Source organism: Robertmurraya sp. GLU-23 (genome assembly GCF_052983275.1).
Genome location: NZ_JBRKCV010000003.1, coordinates 170555 through 190474 on the forward strand (window position 1 = coordinate 170555; position 19920 = coordinate 190474).

18 protein-coding genes are annotated in these 19920 nt (G+C 42.1%); 17 read left to right on the forward strand and 1 reads right to left on the reverse strand.

Annotation, left to right across the window (positions count from 1 at the left end; translation table 11 throughout):
• The first annotated feature begins 111 nt into the window (after nt 1-111).
• From ACVBAX_RS08320 to ACVBAX_RS08360, 9 genes are all read left to right on the forward strand, one after another.
• Nucleotides 112-1299, forward strand: coding sequence for an acetyl-CoA C-acetyltransferase (locus ACVBAX_RS08320; RefSeq protein ID WP_447116619.1), 1188 nt, complete (start codon nt 112-114; stop codon nt 1297-1299).
• Nucleotides 1300-1379: 80 nt separating this feature from the next.
• Nucleotides 1380-2231 (forward strand): 3-hydroxybutyryl-CoA dehydrogenase, encoded by an 852-nt coding sequence (locus ACVBAX_RS08325; protein ID WP_447116620.1) that lies wholly within the window; start codon nt 1380-1382, stop codon nt 2229-2231.
• A 26-nt stretch (nt 2232-2257) separates the two neighbouring features.
• Nucleotides 2258-3376 carry an acyl-CoA dehydrogenase gene (locus ACVBAX_RS08330; protein ID WP_447116621.1) on the forward strand — a complete coding sequence of 373 codons (1119 nt, stop codon included), beginning with the start codon at nt 2258-2260 and terminating at the stop codon, nt 3374-3376.
• A gap of 25 nt (nt 3377-3401) precedes the next feature.
• Nucleotides 3402-4541 (forward strand): acyl-CoA dehydrogenase, encoded by a 1140-nt coding sequence (locus tag ACVBAX_RS08335; protein WP_447116622.1) that lies wholly within the window; start codon nt 3402-3404, stop codon nt 4539-4541.
• Nucleotides 4542-4573: 32 nt separating this feature from the next.
• A complete protein-coding gene (locus ACVBAX_RS08340; protein ID WP_251520525.1) occupies nt 4574-5209 on the forward strand; it encodes a TetR/AcrR family transcriptional regulator in 636 nt (211 codons plus the stop codon).
• Nucleotides 5206-8472 carry a fused isobutyryl-CoA mutase/GTPase IcmF gene (icmF, locus tag ACVBAX_RS08345; protein ID WP_447116623.1) on the forward strand — a complete coding sequence of 1089 codons (3267 nt, stop codon included), beginning with the start codon at nt 5206-5208 and terminating at the stop codon, nt 8470-8472. The genes ACVBAX_RS08340 and icmF overlap by 4 nt, the downstream gene beginning before the upstream one ends.
• Before the next feature lie 358 nt (nt 8473-8830).
• A complete protein-coding gene (locus ACVBAX_RS08350; RefSeq protein WP_430774473.1) occupies nt 8831-9007 on the forward strand; it encodes a hypothetical protein in 177 nt (58 codons plus the stop codon).
• 125 nt (nt 9008-9132) lie between these two features.
• Nucleotides 9133-9708 (forward strand): DNA-directed RNA polymerase subunit delta, encoded by a 576-nt coding sequence (gene rpoE, locus ACVBAX_RS08355; protein WP_447116624.1) that lies wholly within the window; start codon nt 9133-9135, stop codon nt 9706-9708.
• Nucleotides 9709-9964: 256 nt separating this feature from the next.
• Complete coding sequence (locus ACVBAX_RS08360; protein ID WP_430774475.1) at nt 9965-11566, forward strand: CTP synthase; 1602 nt, start codon at nt 9965-9967, stop codon at nt 11564-11566.
• Between the two features lie 410 nt (nt 11567-11976).
• On the opposite strand, the gene ACVBAX_RS08365 is transcribed toward ACVBAX_RS08360, so the two are convergent.
• Nucleotides 11977-12504 (reverse strand): DUF2529 domain-containing protein, encoded by a 528-nt coding sequence (locus ACVBAX_RS08365; protein WP_447116625.1) that lies wholly within the window; start codon nt 12502-12504, stop codon nt 11977-11979.
• A 206-nt stretch (nt 12505-12710) separates the two neighbouring features.
• Here ACVBAX_RS08365 and ACVBAX_RS08370 point away from each other — a divergent pair, with 206 nt between their 5' ends.
• The 8 genes from ACVBAX_RS08370 (at nt 12711) to ACVBAX_RS08405 (ending at nt 19773) form a co-directional block, all read left to right on the forward strand.
• A complete protein-coding gene (locus ACVBAX_RS08370; RefSeq protein ID WP_119710273.1) occupies nt 12711-13082 on the forward strand; it encodes a response regulator in 372 nt (123 codons plus the stop codon).
• A 241-nt stretch (nt 13083-13323) separates the two neighbouring features.
• On the forward strand, nt 13324-14181 hold the full coding sequence (locus ACVBAX_RS08375) for a class II fructose-bisphosphate aldolase (RefSeq protein WP_119710272.1): 858 nt from the start codon (nt 13324-13326) through the stop codon (nt 14179-14181).
• Nucleotides 14182-14296: 115 nt separating this feature from the next.
• Nucleotides 14297-14944 carry a fructose-6-phosphate aldolase gene (fsa, locus tag ACVBAX_RS08380; RefSeq protein WP_447116626.1) on the forward strand — a complete coding sequence of 216 codons (648 nt, stop codon included), beginning with the start codon at nt 14297-14299 and terminating at the stop codon, nt 14942-14944.
• Between the two features lie 237 nt (nt 14945-15181).
• Nucleotides 15182-16468: a UDP-N-acetylglucosamine 1-carboxyvinyltransferase gene (locus tag ACVBAX_RS08385; RefSeq protein WP_447116627.1), complete on the forward strand. Its 1287-nt coding sequence runs from the start codon at nt 15182-15184 to the stop codon at nt 16466-16468.
• A 316-nt stretch (nt 16469-16784) separates the two neighbouring features.
• Nucleotides 16785-18053: a transcription termination factor Rho gene (gene rho / locus ACVBAX_RS08390; RefSeq protein WP_066056852.1), complete on the forward strand. Its 1269-nt coding sequence runs from the start codon at nt 16785-16787 to the stop codon at nt 18051-18053.
• 129 nt (nt 18054-18182) lie between these two features.
• The gene (gene rpmE / locus ACVBAX_RS08395) at nt 18183-18392 is read left to right on the forward strand and encodes a 50S ribosomal protein L31 (protein ID WP_430774478.1); all 210 of its coding nucleotides are present in this window, start codon (nt 18183-18185) and stop codon (nt 18390-18392) included.
• A gap of 211 nt (nt 18393-18603) precedes the next feature.
• Nucleotides 18604-19224, forward strand: a complete 621-nt coding sequence (locus ACVBAX_RS08400) for a thymidine kinase (RefSeq protein WP_447116628.1) — start codon at nt 18604-18606, stop codon at nt 19222-19224.
• Between the two features lie 114 nt (nt 19225-19338).
• The gene (locus ACVBAX_RS08405; RefSeq protein WP_447116629.1) at nt 19339-19773 is read left to right on the forward strand and encodes a fimbrillin family protein; all 435 of its coding nucleotides are present in this window, start codon (nt 19339-19341) and stop codon (nt 19771-19773) included.
• Nucleotides 19774-19920: the final 147 nt, after the last annotated feature.

Consider the following 19920-nt stretch of genomic DNA (forward strand, 5'->3'; position numbering starts at 1 on the left):
AAGTTCTCCTTTTTTCCACCTCACATACTGAGCGAGCGTTCAGTCACATCACAGAATCAATCAAACAAAGAAAAAACCCAAACAAATGAATACGAAAAAGGGGAGAGTAACATGGGGAAAACAGTTATTTTAAGCGGAGTTCGTACACCTTTTGGAAAAATGGGCGGAAGCTTAAGCTCATTTACAGCTTCTGATTTAGGGGGAATGGTGATCAAGGAAGCACTTGGTCGCGCAGATGTGGAAGCAGAAAAAGTGGATGAAGTGATTTTTGGAACGGTTCTGCAAGGGGGACAGGGTCAGATTCCATCACGACAAGCAGCTCAAAAAGCAGGACTTCCATGGAATGTAAAAACAGAAACGATTAATAAGGTTTGTGCTTCTGGCATGCGGAGTGTGACGTTAGGAGATCAAATTATCCGTTTAGGAGATGAAGAAGTCATCGTTGCCGGAGGAATGGAGTCGATGAGTAACGCTCCTTATTTTCTTCCAAAGGCTCGTTGGGGATTACGAATGGGTGATTCGTCAGTAAAGGATTTAATGGTGTATGACGGATTAACTTGTACGTTTACGGGTGTTCATATGGGAACATACGGAAATGGTGTGGCAAAGGACATGGAGCTGTCGCGTGAGGAGCAGGATCAATGGGCGCTTAGAAGCCATCAACGTACCGTTCAAGCAATGGAATCTGGTGTCTTAGCCGAAGAAATGGTAGCCGTCCAAATTCCGCAGCGTAAAGGCGAACCACTTGTAGTGTCGACTGATGAGTCACCGAGAAAGGATACGAGCATTGAAAAGTTGGCTAAGCTTGCACCAGTGTTTAACTCAGACGGAACGATCACAGCAGGGAACGCACCTGGAGTGAATGATGGAGCTGCCGCATTGGTGTTGATGAGTGAAGAACGAGCAACTCGGGAAGGAAGAACACCAGAAGCATACATTATCGGGCAGGCAGCTGTCGCGGTAGAAGCAAAGGATTTCCCGAAAACACCGGGAATCGTGATTAACGAATTATTGAAGAAAACCGGCAAATCCGTTGAGGAAATTGATTTGTTTGAAATCAACGAAGCCTTTGCAGCGGTTGCCTTAGCAAGTGCAGAAATTGCAGGACTGGATCATGAAAAGGTCAATGTGAATGGAGGAGCCGTAGCGATTGGTCATCCGATCGGTGCAAGTGGAGCAAGAATCATCATTACATTAATGTATGAGTTGAAAAGACGCGGTGGTGGAATCGGTATAGCAGCGATTTGTTCAGGTGGAGGGCAAGGAGATGCGATAATGATTGAGGTGCCAAAGCAGTAGATTTTTATGGGGGATTTCCGAACATCTTGTACGGAATGTCCCCTTTTTTAAGAACTCTAATGGTAGAAAAGGGGGATTAGATGGAAATCAAAAAGGTAATGGTCATTGGTGCTGGCCAGATGGGATCGGGAATTGCTCAAGTTTGTGCACAAGCTGGTTACGATGTCATTTTGCACGACTTGACGGAGGACTTTGTTCTGCGTGGGCTGGGTGTCATCCGAAAAAACCTAGCTCGTCAAATCGATAAGGGAAAAATGACACAAGATCAAATGGAAGTGATTTTAGCCTACATCCAGCCTTCAACCGATTTGCATAACGCAAGTGGTGTTGACCTAGTGATCGAAGCAGCCGTGGAAAACATGGAAATCAAAACAAAGATTTTCGGTGATCTCGATAAAATCGCTCCTGATCATGCGATCTTAGCGAGCAACACTTCTTCGCTACCAATCACAGAAATTGCGGCAGCAACCTCAAGGCCAGAAAAAGTCATCGGAATGCACTTTATGAATCCTGTCCCAGTGATGAAGCTCGTAGAAATCATCCGCGGCTTAGCAACAGATGACGAGGTATATGAACTCATCGAAGGTATGACAAAAACGATTGGAAAAGTGCCAGTTGAAGTGAATGATTTCCCTGGATTCGTGTCCAATCGAATTCTCATGCCAATGATTAACGAAGCCATCTTCACTCTATATGAAGGGGTAGCAACGAAGGAAGCCATCGACGAGGTCATGAAGCTTGGGATGAATCACCCAATGGGCCCACTCACCTTGGCCGACTTTATCGGGCTCGATACCTGTCTGTATATTATGGAAACCCTCTACGAAGGCTTTGGTGACAGCAAATATCGCCCATGCCCACTGCTCCGCAAATACGTTAAAGCTGGCTGGCTCGGAAAAAAATCGGGTCGCGGATTTTATGAGTATAGTTAACTACCCCTATATCAGGAGGAAATGATATGGATTTACGATGGACGGAAGAACAGCAGATGATGAGAAAGATGGTTCAGGATTTTGCCCGAACCGAGATCAGTCCATTTATTGAAAAAATGGAACAAGGGGAGTTTCCCAGAGGCATCCTTAAGCAAATGGGGGAACTCGGCCTCATGGGGATCCCTGTTCCCGAACAGTACGGCGGAGCGGAGATGGATTTCACCTCATATATCATAGCGATTCACGAGCTTTCAAAAGTCAGTGCCACAATCGGAGTCATTCTCTCTGTGCATACATCAGTCGGTACGAACCCGATTCTTTACTTTGGTAATGAAGCGCAAAAGAAAAAGTACGTTCCTAAGCTCGCAAGTGGGGAATACTTGGGCGCCTTTTGCTTAACCGAACCAAGTGCTGGCTCTGACGCTGCGAGCCTAAAGTCACGTGCCGTCAAAAAAGAGAATCATTATGTCGTAAACGGCTCAAAAGTGTTTATTACAAATGGTGGGGAGGCAGATATTTACATTGTGTTTGCCACAATAGAAGGCAAGGGAATCTCGGCTTTTATCGTTGAAAAAGATACCCCAGGACTTGTGATCGGGAAAGATGAGCACAAGATGGGCTTGCACGGGTCAAGAACCGTTCAGCTTACATTTGAAGATATGCAGGTGCCAGTAGAAAACCTACTGGGTGAAGAAGGCCAAGGCTTCAAAATAGCACTTGGAAATTTGGAGGTTGGACGAATCGGCATTGCGGCCCAAGCGCTTGGAATTGCCGAAGCAGCCTATGAGGCAGCTGTCGACTACGCGAAACAACGTATCCAGTTTGGAAAACCGATCTCCCATCAGCAAGGAATTGGATTTAAATTAGCTGATATAGCAACGAATATTGAAGCTTCAAAACTATTAATCTATCGAGCAGCCGAGCTCCGTTCTCTGGGGCAACCATGTGGAAAAGAAGCTTCCATGGCGAAATTATTTGCCACTAAAACGGCGATGGAGGTAACGACGGAGGCCATTCAAGTGTTCGGTGGTTACGGCTATACAGAGGATTACCCAGTTGAGCGTTTTTTCCGGGATGCAAAAGTGACCGAAATCTACGAAGGAACGAGCGAAATTCAACGTATCGTTATTAGCAAGCATTTATAGACTTTGAAAAAGCGAGGAGAACAGGATGAATTTCAAATTGTCAGAAGAACATGAAATGATTCGTAAGATGGTTCGTGACTTTGCGAGAAATGAAGTGGCACCAACCGCCGCAGAAAGAGATGAAGAAGAACGATTTGACCGCGAGATTTTCGATAAAATGGCGGAGCTCGGTTTGACGGGGATTCCGTGGCCGGAAGAGTACGGTGGAATTGGCAGTGATTACTTAGCCTACTGTATCGCTGTAGAGGAGTTATCTCGCGTTTGTGCATCTACCGGTGTGACACTGTCCGCTCATACCTCTTTAGCTGGCTGGCCCATTTATAAGTTTGGTAGTGAAGAGCAAAAGCAAAAGTTTTTGCGTCCGATGGCATTAGGTGAAAAGATCGGTGGTTACGGGTTAACTGAACCTGGTAGCGGGTCTGATGCAGGTGGCATGAAAACCACCGCCCGTCGAGATGGTGATGATTTTATTTTAAAAGGCTCCAAAATCTTTATCACGAACGGCGGCATTGCTGATATTTATGTCGTGTTTGCCGTAACAGATGCCACCCAAAAGCATAAGGGCACCTCGGCCTTTATTGTTGAAAGTGATACTCCAGGCTTTTCGGTCGGAAAAAAGGAGAAAAAGCTAGGCATTCGTTCGTCACCAACAACAGAAATCATCTTTGAAGACTGCCGTGTACCTGCCGCTAACATGCTCGGAGCTGAGGGAGAAGGATTTAAAATTGCGATGATGACGCTTGATGGTGGACGTAACGGAATTGCGGCTCAAGCCGTCGGAATCGCGCAGGGTGCACTGGATGCCGCAACCGATTATGCCAAAGAACGCGTGCAGTTCGGAAAGCCAATCGCCCAACAGCAAGGCGTCGGCTTTAAGCTAGCTGATATGGCAACAAGCATTGAAGCCTCTAGATTATTAACCTATCAAGCGGCATGGCTAGAGTCGGAAGGCCTTCCGTACGGAAAAGAATCGGCGATGTCCAAATTATTTGCGGGTGACACGGCGATGAAAGTAACAACCGAAGCAGTCCAAATCTTTGGTGGTTATGGATACACAAAGGATTATCCAGTAGAACGATATATGCGCGACGCAAAAATCACGCAAATTTATGAAGGAACACAGGAAATCCAGAGGCTTGTTATTTCAAGGATGATTACGAAATAAATGAAAATCTCTCTAAAGGGGTAGAAAAATCGATGAAAAAAAGAGAAGTTCATGCCTCTGTGAAGGATGAACAGCTCGTCGTGAAAAGGCGTGACCAGATGATTAAAGGGGCGGTTGCGCTTTTTAAAGAGAAGGGCTTTCATCGCACTACAACTAGAGAAATTGCGAAAGCATCCGGATTTAGCATTGGCACCTTGTATGAATATATACGGACAAAGGAAGATGTGTTGTACCTAGTCTGTGATCATATTTATGACGAAGTGCAGGAGCGGTTGCAAAAGGATTTAGATACGAAAAAGGGAACGTTACAAAGCTTGGAACGAGGAATTGCCAACTATTTTCGCGTCATGGATGAGCTTCAATCAGAAGTGCTTGTCATGTACCAGGAGGCAAAATCACTGAACAAGGATGCTCTTCCGTATGTACTAAGAAAAGAAATGGAAATGGTCGCGATGTTTGAAGATGTCATTGCCCGCTGTGTGGAAAATGGGGAGATTAGCCTTAGTGAAAAACAGGTGAAAATGATTGCTCATAATATTTTTGTTCAAGGACAAATGTGGGGATTCAGACGCTGGGCACTTCAAAAGCTCTACACACTTGAGGAATACATCACCCTTCAAACAGAGCTATTGTTTTCAGGCATAACGAGGATGGGAGGAGAACAATGAGTACGAAACCAACGTATACACATAAGCATCATATCCGATTTGTCACCGCGTCTAGCTTGTTTGACGGACATGATGCCTCCATCAATATTATGAGAAGAATCCTACAGGCAAGTGGGGCAGAGGTCATCCACTTAGGCCATAATCGCTCGGTGGAAGAAGTGGTGAATGCTGCGATTCAAGAGGATGTTCAAGGAATTGCGATCTCCTCTTACCAAGGTGGACATGTGGAATACTTTAAGTACATGTATGATCTTCTAAAGGAAAAGGGTGCCACTCATATCCGTATCTATGGTGGTGGAGGTGGGGTGATTATTCCACGTGAAATTAAGGAGCTTCATCAATATGGCATTGCTCGGATCTTCTCACCTGAGGATGGGAGATTACTTGGTTTGCAGGGAATGATTGACCTCATGCTAGAGGAGTGTGATTATCCAACGATTACGACCGAAGTGGATTCGTATCTTTCAAAGCTAGATTCGGGTGACACGATTGCGACAGCCAAGCTAATTACTTTTGCCGAGCAGCAGGTGGGTGTAAACAAAGAAAGCGCCGCTGCTGTAGAAACCGTGATGCAGCAGGTGAAGGCACGGCAAAAATCGGTACCTGTCCTCGGAATTACAGGGACAGGTGGTGCCGGAAAAAGCTCGTTAACCGATGAACTGATTCGTCGCTTTATTAATGAAGTACCGGAGAAAAAGGTCGCGGTACTATCTGTTGACCCGACTAAGCAAAAAACGGGTGGAGCGTTGCTGGGGGACCGAATCCGTATGAACGCGATTTTTTCCCCAAGAGTATATATGCGAAGCTTAGCGACGAGACAATCAAAGACCGAGCTATCGCTTGCGATTCAAGATGCGATTGCGGTCGTCAAGGCGGCTGGCTTTGATCTCATCATCGTTGAAACGAGTGGGATTGGCCAAGGTGATGCAGAGATCGCGGAAATTTGTGATGTATCTATGTACGTCATGACAAGTGAGTTCGGTGCCCCATCACAGCTTGAGAAAATAGATATGATCGATTACGCGGATTTAATCGTCATCAATAAGTTTGAGCGAAAAGGATCCGAAGATGCTCTTCGACAAGTACAAAAGCAGTATCAGCGGAGTCGCATGCTTTTTGAAAAAGAGCTGGATGACATGCCAGTGTACGGGACGATTGCAAGTCAGTTCAATGATTCGGGCACAAATGCTCTGTTTGCGGCATTGATTGAAACATTGAATGAAAAAACGGGATCCTCTTTCTCGACTACTTTTACAAAAAATGCTCTTGTAGAAAAGCAGAGCGTCATTATTCCTACTGATCGCCGCTACTATTTACGTGAAATCTCAGATGCTGTTCGAGGCTACCATAAAAAAGCGGAGGACCAGGCAAATCTCGCTCGAAAGCTTTTTCAAATAGAAGGCACGATTGATACTTTAACAGAAACAGGCACGAGTGAAGATGCGATAAAGGCGTTAGAAGAACTAAAAGCTCAAGTGGAGGAGAAGCTTACTGCAGAAACCCAAAAGGTATTATCTTCTTGGGAGGAAAAACAAAAGCTGTATAGCTCTGACCGATTCGTGACCAAGATTCGAGACAAGGAAATCGTTACGATTTTAAAAACAAAAAGCTTGTCTGGCTTATTGATTCCAAAGGTTGTACTACCGAAATACAAAGACTATGGAGAAATTATTCGCTGGGTGTACAAAGAAAATGTACCAGGTGAATTTCCATACACAGCAGGAGTGTTTCCGTTTAAGCGTGAGGGCGAGGACCCGAAGCGTCAGTTCGCAGGGGAAGGAACGCCGGAAAGAACCAACCGACGCTTTCATTATCTTTCGAAGGATGACGATGCGAAGCGCTTGAGTACGGCGTTTGACTCGGTTACTTTGTACGGGGAGGACCCGGATTATCGGCCAGATATATACGGCAAAGTTGGGGAAAGTGGTGTAAGCATCTGTACATTAGATGATATGAAAAAGCTGTATGATGGCTTTGATTTATGTCATCCGTCTACTTCGGTGTCCATGACGATTAACGGTCCAGCCCCGATTATTTTGGCGATGTTTATGAATACCGCGATTGAACAGCAAGTGGAAAAAAAGGAACAGGAACTAGGTCGACCGCTATCACTCGAAGAATGGACGGGAGTCAAGGCGGCCACTCTTTCAACCGTGAGAGGCACAGTTCAAGCCGATATATTAAAAGAAGATCAAGGGCAGAATACATGTATTTTCTCTACAGAGTTTGCGCTTCGAATGATGGGAGATATTCAGCAATATTTTATAGATCATAAAGTTCGTAACTATTATTCGGTTTCCATTTCTGGCTACCATATCGCTGAAGCGGGGGCCAATCCCATTTCTCAGCTGGCCTTTACACTTGCAAATGGACTGACGTATGTGGAGTACTACTTAAGCCGTGGTATGCATATTGATGAATTTGCACCGAATTTATCCTTCTTTTTCTCAAATGGGCTTGACCCAGAATATACGGTAATTGGACGCGTCGCCCGACGTATTTGGGCTACCGTAATGAGAGAAAAGTACGGAGCGAATGAGCGTAGTCAAAAGCTGAAGTATCATGTTCAAACAAGCGGTCGCTCTCTTCATGCGCAGGAAATTGATTTTAACGATATCCGCACGACACTTCAAGCACTTATGGCTCTTCAGGACAACTGTAACTCGCTTCATACGAATGCGTACGATGAAGCAATTACGACCCCAACAGAAGAGTCCGTTCGTCGCGCAATGGCGATTCAAATGATTATTACAAAAGAACATGGTTTATCGAAAAATGAAAACCCTCTTCAAGGCTCTTTTATTGTTGAGGAGCTCACGGACTTGGTGGAGGAAATGGTTCTTCAGGAGTTTGAGCGATTGAATGACCGTGGGGGAGTCCTCGGTGCGATGGAGACGCAATACCAACGCGGAAAAATCCAAGACGAGTCAATGTACTATGAAATGAAAAAGCATACGGGGGAGCTGCCGATTATCGGAGTCAACACGTATTTGAATCCAAATCCTCCGTCAGAAGAAGAGACAGACAATATGGAGCTTGCACGAGCAACAAAAGAAGAAAAAGAACTACAAATTCAAAATTTGCGTGAGTTTCATGAGAGGAACAAAGATCAAATAGCAAAAGCGTTACAAAAACTAAAACAAACAGCAGTCAATAACGGCAATATTTTCGAGGAACTAATGGAAACAGTAAAAGTAGCAAGCCTCGGTCAAATTACCCGGGCGTTGTATGAGGTGGGCGGGCAGTACCGGAGAAATATGTAGTAACAATAAGAGCAAAGTGAAAGCTAGCGCTTTCTCTTTGCTCTTTACACTTTTTTTACATAACTCATACCTAAAATGTCCTAATTTTTACTATAATAGAAGAAGATCAAATGGTCTTTTTCGAAGGCTCTTTTCTAAAACATTGTTGCTATATACACACTTTTTCGGAACTATATGTTTCAACAGCTAATCAGGATTTTATCATCCTTAGAAAAGAGCTACTCTCAAAATAGACCAATATACCCAGTGTTATAAGGGGAAAAATCCGGCTTCTGGGATTTTTCCAAAACAACAAACTTTACGAAAACAGCCTTTTCAAACGAAGGACCTAACCATTTATCACGGGATGTGAGATTATTTGAAACAACTTCTTCAATTTATTGCTGTTATTCTTACTGTTGTTTCTGCTATTTATCTATACTCATTGCAGCTTGGCGCCATCCCTTTCTTTCTATTGGCCATTTTTTTCTTTTATTTAGCAGTCAGATTGTTTGTTAAGGAGAAAAAGAGGCAAAAAAGTGAGGGCAAGTACTAAAAAGTTTGGTATCGATTAGATAGAACTAGCATAAAGGTCCATATTTTGTTTATAATGAAGAATATGCAATAATTGTGTACATATTTAATTTGTCGTGTTTTACATAGCGAAAGGAAGTGCAAATATTGAGTTTGAAACAAGTTACTCAAGAAGAATTGCAAGAAATGTCCTTAATTGAGATTGCGTTTGAATTGCTTAAAGAAAAGAAACAGCCGGTCTCTTTTAAAGAATTAATGGATGAGATTACAGAACTGCGTGGATTAACAGAAGATGAAGTGAGAGCGAGAATTGCTCAATTTTATACGGATTTAAATATAGATGGACGCTTTATGACGATTGGTGAAAACCGCTGGGGTCTTCGCGTTTGGTATCCAGTAGACCAAACAGAAGAAGAACACGTAACAGCTGTGAAGCCGAAGAAGAAAAAGGCGAAGAAAGTCGTCGATGAGGACGAGGATCTTGACATTGAAGAGTATGACGAGTTAGAAGAAGAAGAACTCGACTACGATGATGTGGATGATGACTTTGATGACGAAGATGATGAGGACGACGATCTTCTAGAGGATGACATTGATGAAGATCTAGAAGACGATGATGAAGAGCTACTCGAAGATGATGAGGAATTCGATCTGGACGAAGATGAAGAAGATGAAGACCTTGAAGAAGATGATTTTGATGATGAGGACGATGAGAAGCTTTAAGTCGAAATTTGTAGGATTTCGACTTGACTTTTCACAGAGCTGTAGGTAGAATACTTTTTGGGCTCCTTAAAAAGGAACAATCGAAACGTTATTTCACGCTCCCCTTGCTATTTCTAGCAGGAGGGGCGTTTTTATTTTTTTATAGGCTTTTTTCAGGTGTGAAAATCGGTCTTCAAAAATCGTTTGATCCCCTTGCCAATGTAATGGATTGATATTTTAAAAATATGCACAAACTTAAGTAAGAGGGGGATTACAGATGACAAAGTATATTTTCGTAACAGGTGGAGTGGTTTCTTCATTAGGAAAAGGAATCACAGCAGCATCTTTAGGACGATTATTAAAAAATCGTGGCTTAAGCGTAACAATCCAAAAATTTGATCCATATATTAACGTGGATCCAGGGACAATGAGTCCGTACCAACACGGAGAAGTATTCGTCACAGGTGATGGTGCTGAAACGGATCTTGACTTAGGTCACTACGAGCGTTTCATTGACATTAACCTAACGAAGTACAACAACGTGACAACTGGGAAAATTTACTCAACGGTTCTAAAGAAAGAGCGCCGTGGAGATTATTTAGGTGGAACAGTACAGGTTATTCCGCATATCACTAACGAAATTAAAGAGCGCGTATTCCGTGCGGGTCGTGAAACAGGTGCGGATGTGGTAATCACGGAAATTGGTGGAACGGTTGGGGATATCGAATCATTACCATTCCTTGAAGCGATTCGCCAAATTAAGAGTGATATCGGTCGTGATAATGTCATGTACATCCACTGTACACTGATTCCTTACATTAAAGCAGCTGGCGAAATGAAAACAAAGCCAACTCAACATAGTGTAAAAGAGCTTCGCAGCTTAGGAATTCAGCCAAACATTATCGTTGTGCGTACAGAAATGCCAGTATCACAGGACATGAAGGATAAAATCGCTTTATTCTGTGATATTGATTCGAAGGCAGTCATTGAGTGCCAAGATGCAGACACATTGTATGCAGTACCAATCGCCCTTCAAGAGCAAAAAATGGATCAAATCGTATGTGACCACTTAAAGCTTCAAAGTCCAGAACCAGAAATGACAGAGTGGTTAGCACTACTAGATAAAGTTCGCAATCTCTCGAAAACTACTCGTATTGCATTAGTTGGTAAATACGTGGAACTTCAAGATGCGTATATCTCTGTTGTCGAATCATTAAAGCACGCAGGATTTGCATTTGATTCGGATATTGATATTAAGTGGATTAACGCAGAAGAAGTGACTGAAGAAAATGCACGTGAGCTTCTTTCTGATGTGGATGGAATTCTTGTTCCTGGTGGTTTCGGAGACCGTGGAATTGAAGGGAAAATCACGACCATTAAATATGCACGTGAAAACAAAGTGCCTTTCCTTGGAATTTGTCTGGGTATGCAGTTGGCTTCTGTTGAATTTGCGCGTAACGTGCTTGGTCACGCAGATGCGAACTCTGCGGAAATTAACCCAGAAACAAAATACCCAATCATTGACCTTTTACCAGAGCAAAAAGATATCGAAGATCTTGGAGGAACACTGCGCCTAGGTATCTTCCCATGTAAGCTAGAGGAAAATACAAAAGCATTTGCTGCTTACAATGATGAAGTGGTGTACGAGCGTCACCGCCATCGTTATGAGTTCAACAACCAGTTCCGTCAAGAAATGGAGCAAGCAGGCTTCATCTTCTCTGGTACTAGTCCAGATGGACGCTTAGTGGAAATCATTGAGCTTGCTGACCACCCATGGTTCGTTGCATCTCAATTCCACCCAGAATTTATCTCAAGACCAACAAGACCTCAACCATTATTCAGAGATTTTGTTGAAGCTTCATTGAAGTCTAAAAACTAGTATAGAAGGCCTCTAGCGGATGTTAAAGAGATTGACAGTCGTATTGGGGTATAAAATAAACTCGCCATATTGGCGAGTTTATTTTTTTTTGAATATAAAACCTCACTCCTTTATAAATAAGATGTTTTGTCCTTAATCAAGTAGCTAGCGAAAATGAAATAAGCGGAGAATTTCCGGTTAGATGCAAAAAGGAGCCTCGTTTTGGGGGAAATAAGGGGAGGTTTTCCGCTTATGCAAAGCAAAATCTCCTATTTTCGGATTTTTTGAGCCAATAGGCGGAATCACTCCGTTTATTTAAGCCTTTTTTAATAAGAATTACTAATTAAGCGGAATTTCTCCGTCTACTTATCAGCTCGGGTGCTTAACTTGATCCCCAAAAGAAAGTAGGGACCATCGCTTCCGCTTTTCTATCAATACTCTTCAATAATCTCATCAATCGTGAATTTTAATCCATAATAAACATATAGAGCAGCCATGGATGCGGGGTAGCCATAGCGGTTTCCTTCCTCATCTGGAAGCAGTCCCTTTTTTAATTGAAGGTCGATATGAACGTGAGCTAAATCATTTAGCGCATCTCCATCACCCTCGTCTACAGTAGCAACCGATACAAATGGAATTCCTTTTTCTTCAAGAGCTTTCCCAATCGCGACTGCACGGTCATCGTGAGTGGTTCTCGCCATAATTAATACACGATCAGCAACTGTCACCTGATCGATTTCAGCCAAACCCTCAAGTACACGTGCGCGTTGTAAGGGCTCCTTGCTATGAATAGCTTCCGCTTGAACGGCAGAAAGTTCATTCTCTGCAAAAATAAATATATGGCCATCTCCAATAAGTGCTTGGGCAAGAAGTCTTGCGCCATCCTCTATGGCAAGATCTTCTTTATCTTGGATTTTTTTAAATAATCCAGTCAATTGGGTTGTGAACATTTTTAACATAAAAGGCCTCCAAATCGTAATCTTCATATATTATAAAAGAAACGGACAAGGAAGGTAAAATCATTAACTGTAAAAATTTATATGATTTTGATGTAAAATGTTAGCAGGAGAAATTAAGCAGTATATCGAACTACATGAAGGTGGATAGTCCTAATCGTTTAATTACATACAAAAATTAAAAATCTAGAAAAAGAAGGTGGCTTTTCATGAAAGGCAAAATATTAATAGTAGATGACCAATTTGGTATTAGAATTCTGTTAAATGAAGTGCTACAAAAGGAAGGCTACGAAACATTTCAAGCGGCAAATGGAGTACAAGCACTTGAAATCGTGACGAAAAACCCGCCAGACCTTGTATTATTAGATATGAAAATTCCTGGGATGGACGGAATTGAAATTTTAAAAAGAATGAAAGTAATTGAAAAAGATATTCGTGTCATCATTATGACTGCCTATGGGGAGCTAGATATGATTCAGGAAGCAAAGGATCTTGGAGCACTCACTCATTTTGCAAAACCATTTGATATTGATGATATTCGTGCGGCGGTTAAGAAGTATTTACCAGTAAAAAATAGTTGATTTCCACAAAGTTTGGCAAAATATACAAATGGTAGCGATTGCATTTCATCTATTTTATGACATCCTATAAAAGTGACCAAGATTGATAGCATTTCTATTTTTTATTTGGTATGATTACAAATGAATTTAGCGGATGATCAATCAAAGTCAGGATCTCAAATTACATAACGTTAATTGTTTAGGGAAAACTCTAATAGGGAACCTGTCTATAAAAAGGTCATCATGAATAGGAGGAAGAAGAATGCCTTTAGTATCTATGACAGACATGCTCAAGAAAGCAAAAGCTGAAGGGTATGCAGTAGGACAATTCAACTTGAACAACCTTGAGTTCACACAAGCAATTTTACAAGCGGCTGAAGCAGAAAAATCTCCAGTAATCCTTGGGGTTTCTGAAGGTGCAGCTCGTTACATGGGTGGCTTCAAAACAGTTGTAAAAATGGTAGAAGGTCTTTTAGAAGATTACAAAATCACTGTACCTGTGGCTATCCACTTAGACCACGGTTCAAGCTTTGATAAGTGTAAGGAAGCAATCGATGCTGGTTTTACATCAGTTATGATCGATGCATCTCACCATCCTTTCGAAGAGAATATCGAAACTACAACTAAAGTAGTTGAGTATGCTCATTCAAAAGGTGTGTCTGTTGAAGCTGAGCTTGGAACAGTTGGCGGACAAGAGGATGATGTTGTTGCTGAAGGTGTTATCTATGCTGACGTTCAAGAATGTAAAGAACTAGTATCTCGTACTGGTATCGATTGCTTGGCTCCAGCACTTGGTTCAGTTCACGGTCCTTACAAAGGTGAACCTAACCTAGGCTTCAAAGAAATGGAAGAAATCGGTGCAGCTACTGGTGTACCATTAGTTCTTCACGGTGGAACAGGAATCCCAACAGCTGACATCCAAAAGTCAATCTCTTTTGGAACAGCAAAAATTAATGTAAATACTGAGAACCAAATTGCTTCTGCAAGAACGGTTCGTGAAGTGTTAGCAGCGAAACCAGATGAATACGATCCACGTAAATACTTAGGACCAGCTCGCGATGCGATTAAAGAAACAGTTATCGGTAAAATGCGCGAATTCGGATCTTCAGGTAGAGCGTAATCGAATTTATTTGCTTCATAAGTTGAAACCGCCTTTTCTTGAAAAGGGCGGTTTCAATTGTATTGATGTCATTTTAAAAAAAAAGTCGATTTTTGTAAAAGGGAGAGTGGAACAGGTGAAATTTTTTATTGATACAGCGAATATGGAAGAGATTAGAGAAGCGTATTCTTTAGGAGTTGTTGCAGGGGTTACAACAAATCCATCATTAGTAGCAAAAGAAAAAAATGTTTCATTTGAAGACCGTCTTCGTGAGATCACGGCATTAGTTCCAGGTTCAGTTAGTGCAGAAGTGATCGCGCTAGATGCAGATGGTATGATTCGCGAAGGTCGCGAGCTAGCTGCCATTGCTCCAAATATTACAATTAAAGTGCCAATGACACCAGAAGGTTTAAAGGCGGTATCGACTTTTTCTAAAGAAGGCATCAAGACAAACGTAACATTAATTTTTAGTGCAAACCAAGCGTTGCTAGCAGCAAGAGCTGGCGCTACATATGTATCTCCTTTTGTTGGTCGATTAGATGATATCGGTTTCAATGGACTTGATTTAATCTCAACCATTGCAGATATTTTTGCGGTTCATGGTTTAGAAACAGAAATTATTGCTGCTTCAATCCGTCATCCGCAGCACGTGACAGATGCAGCTCTACGCGGGGCGCATATTGCTACGATACCATACAAAGTAATTATGCAATTATTCAATCATCCTCTAACTGATAAAGGCATCGAAGCCTTTTTAGCAGATTGGAAAAATAGAGAAAACTAATAAGTGGGACATTTTTCCTATTTATAACTTTTTTATAATTCCATACATGAAGTTTAAAATTTCGTGTAAACTATAAATTAAAGGTATATGTCGTTTTTTTTATTTTTTTAGTGGTAAAATATACCTCGTATAGATTGTCGAAAAAGCATATATGGAAAAATAAAAAAGATGAGCCAAATCAGTACAAGATATAACACGTATTCTGTGTGAATGATATGGCTTAGAAGGGAGTCAACGATGGATAAGCTGATGATTGCCGGTGGAGACCCTTTAAAGGGAACCGTTCGTATAAGTGGTGCCAAAAACAGTGCAGTCGCACTCATTCCAGCGACCATTTTAGCCGATTCACCAGTAACGATTGAAGGATTACCTGATATTTCCGATGTTCAGATTTTACAAGGATTGCTAGAGGAAATCGGAGGGAAGGTCACTTTTACAAACAATGAAATGTGGGTGGACCCTTCTGAAATGATCTCTATGCCTTTGCCAAACGGAAAGGTGAAAAAACTTCGTGCAAGCTATTATTTAATGGGTGCGATGCTTGGCCGTTTTAAAAAGGCAGTGATTGGCTTGCCTGGTGGCTGTCATTTAGGACCAAGACCGATTGACCAACATATTAAAGGTTTTGAAGCACTAGGGGCGACCGTGACCAATGAACAAGGCGCGATCTATCTGCGTGCGGACGAGCTTCGTGGGGCAAGAATTTATTTGGACGTGGTGAGCGTCGGTGCAACCATCAATATTATGCTTGCGGCAGTTCGTGCGAAAGGGCGTACGATCATTGAGAATGCGGCAAAAGAGCCGGAAATCATTGACGTGGCTACGTTGCTTACGAATATGGGTGCGAAGATTAAAGGAGCAGGAACCGATGTTATTCGTATTGACGGAGTGGACGAGCTTCATGGCTGTCAGCATACGATTATTCCTGACCGGATTGAGGCTGGTACGTATTTAATTCTTGGTGCAGCAGTAGGAGACGGGCTGTTAATAGATAATATTATTCCTCAACACTTAGAGTCGTTAATTGCGAAGCTTCGTGAAATGGGTGTTCCGATCGAAACAAGTGATGACCAAGTATTTGTAGGAAAAGCCGAGTCTTTTAAAGCGGTCGATATTAAAACATTAGTTTATCCAGGTTTCCCAACGGATTTACAGCAGCCGCTAACCTCGTTGTTAACTAGTGCTGTTGGGACAAGCATGGTGACGGATACGATTTATGGAGCTCGCTTTAAGCATATCGATGAATTAAGAAGAATGAATGCCAACATTAAAGTGGAAGGTCGCTCAGCGATTATTCATGGTCCTGTCAAACTGCAGGGTGCCAAAGTGAAGGCTAGTGATTTACGAGCGGGAGCTGCATTAGTGATCGCAGGATTGATGGCAGAAGGAGTTACAGAAGTAACGGGCCTTGAGCATATTGACCGTGGATACAGCCATCTTGTCGAAAAATTAAATGGACTTGGTGCAACCATCTGGCGTGAAGCGATGACAAAAGAAGAGCTTGAACAGCTCAAGAACGTTTAAAACCTAAAAATAGATAAAGAAAAATAGAAAGAAGGCAGACCTGCTTTCGTCTGCCTTTTTTTATTATTATCCTCCTTACTAACTTCCCTATAAAAATAATGTTGATTAATAATTAATAAAAAGGGTAAAATAGAAATTGTTTTTTAAAAAAAAGGCTTACACTAAAAAAGCCTTGTCTTTATAGAATATAACTTTCTCTATCTCTTCTTATACTTCTAGAAAGCCTCAAACATTCAATTCTTTCCATCCATTTTTATTGAACAAATTCATAAAGCCTGTGGTGGAACAACTTATTTTGTAAAAGAGTGGTGTACTAATGGAATTAACAATTTCAAGCCTGGAAAATATGAAGCTAAAAGAGCTTTATGAGCTAGCCAAGACCTTTAAAGTGTCTTATTATAGCAAGCTAACAAAAAAAGAACTTATTTTTGCGATTTTAAAAGCACGTGCGGAATCAGAGGGCTTTTTCTTTATGGAAGGTGTTCTTGAAATCATCCAGTCTGAAGGCTTCGGTTTCCTACGACCTATCAACTACTCCCCAAGCTCAGAGGATATTTATATTTCAGCCTCACAAATTAGACGTTTTGATCTCAGAAATGGTGATAAAGTATCTGGTAAAGTTCGTCCACCAAAGGAAAACGAGCGTTATTTTGGACTTTTACAGGTTGGTGCCGTTAACGGTGATGACCCAGAATCAGCAAAGGAACGTGTTCATTTCCCTGCGTTGACACCTTTATATCCTGATCGTCAAATGAAGCTTGAAACGTCACCAAAGCATGTGAGTACGAGAATTATGGATCTTATATCTCCTGTCGGTTTTGGTCAGCGTGGATTGATTGTTGCTCCACCAAAAGCGGGGAAAACGATGTTATTAAAGCAAATTGCCAATAGCATTACGACGAATCATCCAGAAGCAGAACTGATTGTTCTGTTAATCGATGAGCGTCCGGAAGAGGTAACAGACATCGAGCGTTCGGTTGCTGGAGATGTGGTGAGCTCAACGTTTGACGAAGTACCTGAAAATCATATTAAAGTGGCTGAGCTAGTGCTAGAGCGTGCGATGCGTCTAGTGGAGCATAAGCGCGATGTAATCATCCTTATGGACAGTATTACTCGTCTTGCTCGTGCGTACAATCTGGTTATTCCTCCAAGTGGTCGTACGTTATCAGGGGGGATTGACCCTGCAGCCTTTCACCGTCCGAAACGATTCTTCGGTGCTGCACGTAACATCGAGGAAGGTGGTAGCTTAACCATCCTTGCCACAGCGCTTGTGGATACAGGATCTCGTATGGATGATGTGATTTATGAAGAATTTAAAGGAACCGGTAATATGGAGCTTCACCTCGATCGCGGCCTAGCTGAACGCCGCATTTTCCCTGCGATCGACATCCGTCGTTCGGGAACTCGTAAGGAAGAGCTGCTTATTCCGAAAGATCATTTGGATAAGCTATGGGCTATCCGTAAATCGATGTCCGATACGCCTGACTTTGTCGATAAATTTTTACGTAAGCTGAAGCAAACAAAGTCAAATGAAGAGTTCTTTGCTAAGCTTGACGAAGAAATAAAAGCAAAAAGGAATTCATAGGGAAATAAATCCCATGTTGCAAAACCTATACCTGCTTGTTATAATAACATCAGTGTGTTTTTCCATTACACCTTGTGTGTATGAATAACTCTGTTTCGAACGACTCAGGGCAAAAGGAGATGAAAGGTAATGAGAGAAGGAATTCATCCTAACTATAAAAAAGTAACGGTATCTTGTGCATGTGGCAACACATTCGAAACTGGTTCAGTAAAGAAAGAACTTCGTATCGAAACTTGCTCAGAATGTCATCCATTCTACACAGGACGTCAAAAGTTTGCTGAAGCAGGCGGACGTGTTGACCGTTTCAACAAGAAATACGGAATTAAAGCTTCAAACTAATAAGAAAAAAGAAACAGGCAAGAAGATTTCAGACCTTGCCTGTTTTTTTATGAGGCTCTTTTCTAAACTTCATTGCTTTTAGAGATGAAAAATGCTTGATTGAGCTAAAATTTTTATGAAAATGAACGTACATAGTTAGACAGTGAAAGGATAATTTACGTAAAAACTGTCTACTTTAAAATAGAGAGCGAAGCGGAAGGAGAGGCCGTTTATGTATGTAATGAAGCACCATGGTTGGGTAGAAGTGATTTGTGGCAGCATGTTCTCTGGGAAGTCAGAAGAACTGATCCGCCGCGTAAGAAGAGCCCAGTTTGCCAAACAAAACATTGCCGTCTTTAAGCCGAAAATTGATAATAGATACAGTGATGAAGCTGTTGTCTCTCACAATGGTACATCGTTTATTGCGCGTCCAATCGCGCATTCAACAGAGATTTTTCAGCATATTGATCCTGAAATCGATTTGATCGCCATTGATGAAGTGCAATTTTTCGATGACGAAGTCGTAAAAGTGATTCAGCACTTAGCTGATAGTGGTCATCGCGTTGTGGCTGCAGGCTTGGACCAAGACTTCCGTGGCGAACCATTTACCGTCATGCCAGCATTAATGGCTATCGCAGAGCTAGTAACAAAGCTGCAAGCGGTATGTGCGGTTTGCGGATCACCAGCTAGTCGAACGCAACGTCTTATTAACGGAGAGCCAGCCTCTTACGATGATCCCATTATCCTGGTAGGTGCATCAGAAGCATACGAACCGCGCTGTCGCCACCACCATGAAGTACCAAGATCACCAAACATAATCGAACGAGCGGACTTTACACAGTCAAAATTATAAAATGGTATCCACCCTATGTGTAGGGTGGATTTTTGGTTAAAAGAGAAACCGGAAATAATTAGCGAGAGTAATTTCGAAAGGCGATTGCAACACTATCCATAGGAGGTGTTGGCAGTGAAAAGATGGCTTTTTATACTTTTGGCAGTTTTATTTTTGGCGGCTTGTAACAATAATCCGAAGGGCTTGGCTGATCAACAGGAGGATCGTGCGGGAAGGTCATTTGTTGCTAATAAAGATACTGGGCAAGACAATACTCAGTCAAGAGGGTGGCAACGAGGTGATCAAAATCCAAACTTTTTGAATACTGATGGTGGTCGGGTTGATTACGATGGGTATATTGATAAAGCGAGAGAAACGGTGAATGCGACCGATGAGTTCGAAGCAGGATCGATTTGGGTGAATGGAAATCGTCTGTGGGTTACCGCCTATAAAAAAGGACAGATGTCACGTCAGGAACGAGTGGATGCAGAAGCGCGATTACACAAGAAGCTCGTCAAGGCTGTCCCACGTTATGATATTGAAGTACAGGTCAAAGAAGACCGCTCATAACATGTCCCAAAGGGCATGTTATTTTTCTATGGGGAGGATGGTTTTGACGAGGTGTTTCACCTATACTATAATAGAAATGTTAAGCACTTATAGATTTGCTTTTAGATTCGGAATAACTAGCGTGTAACCACGCGTGACTAATATAAG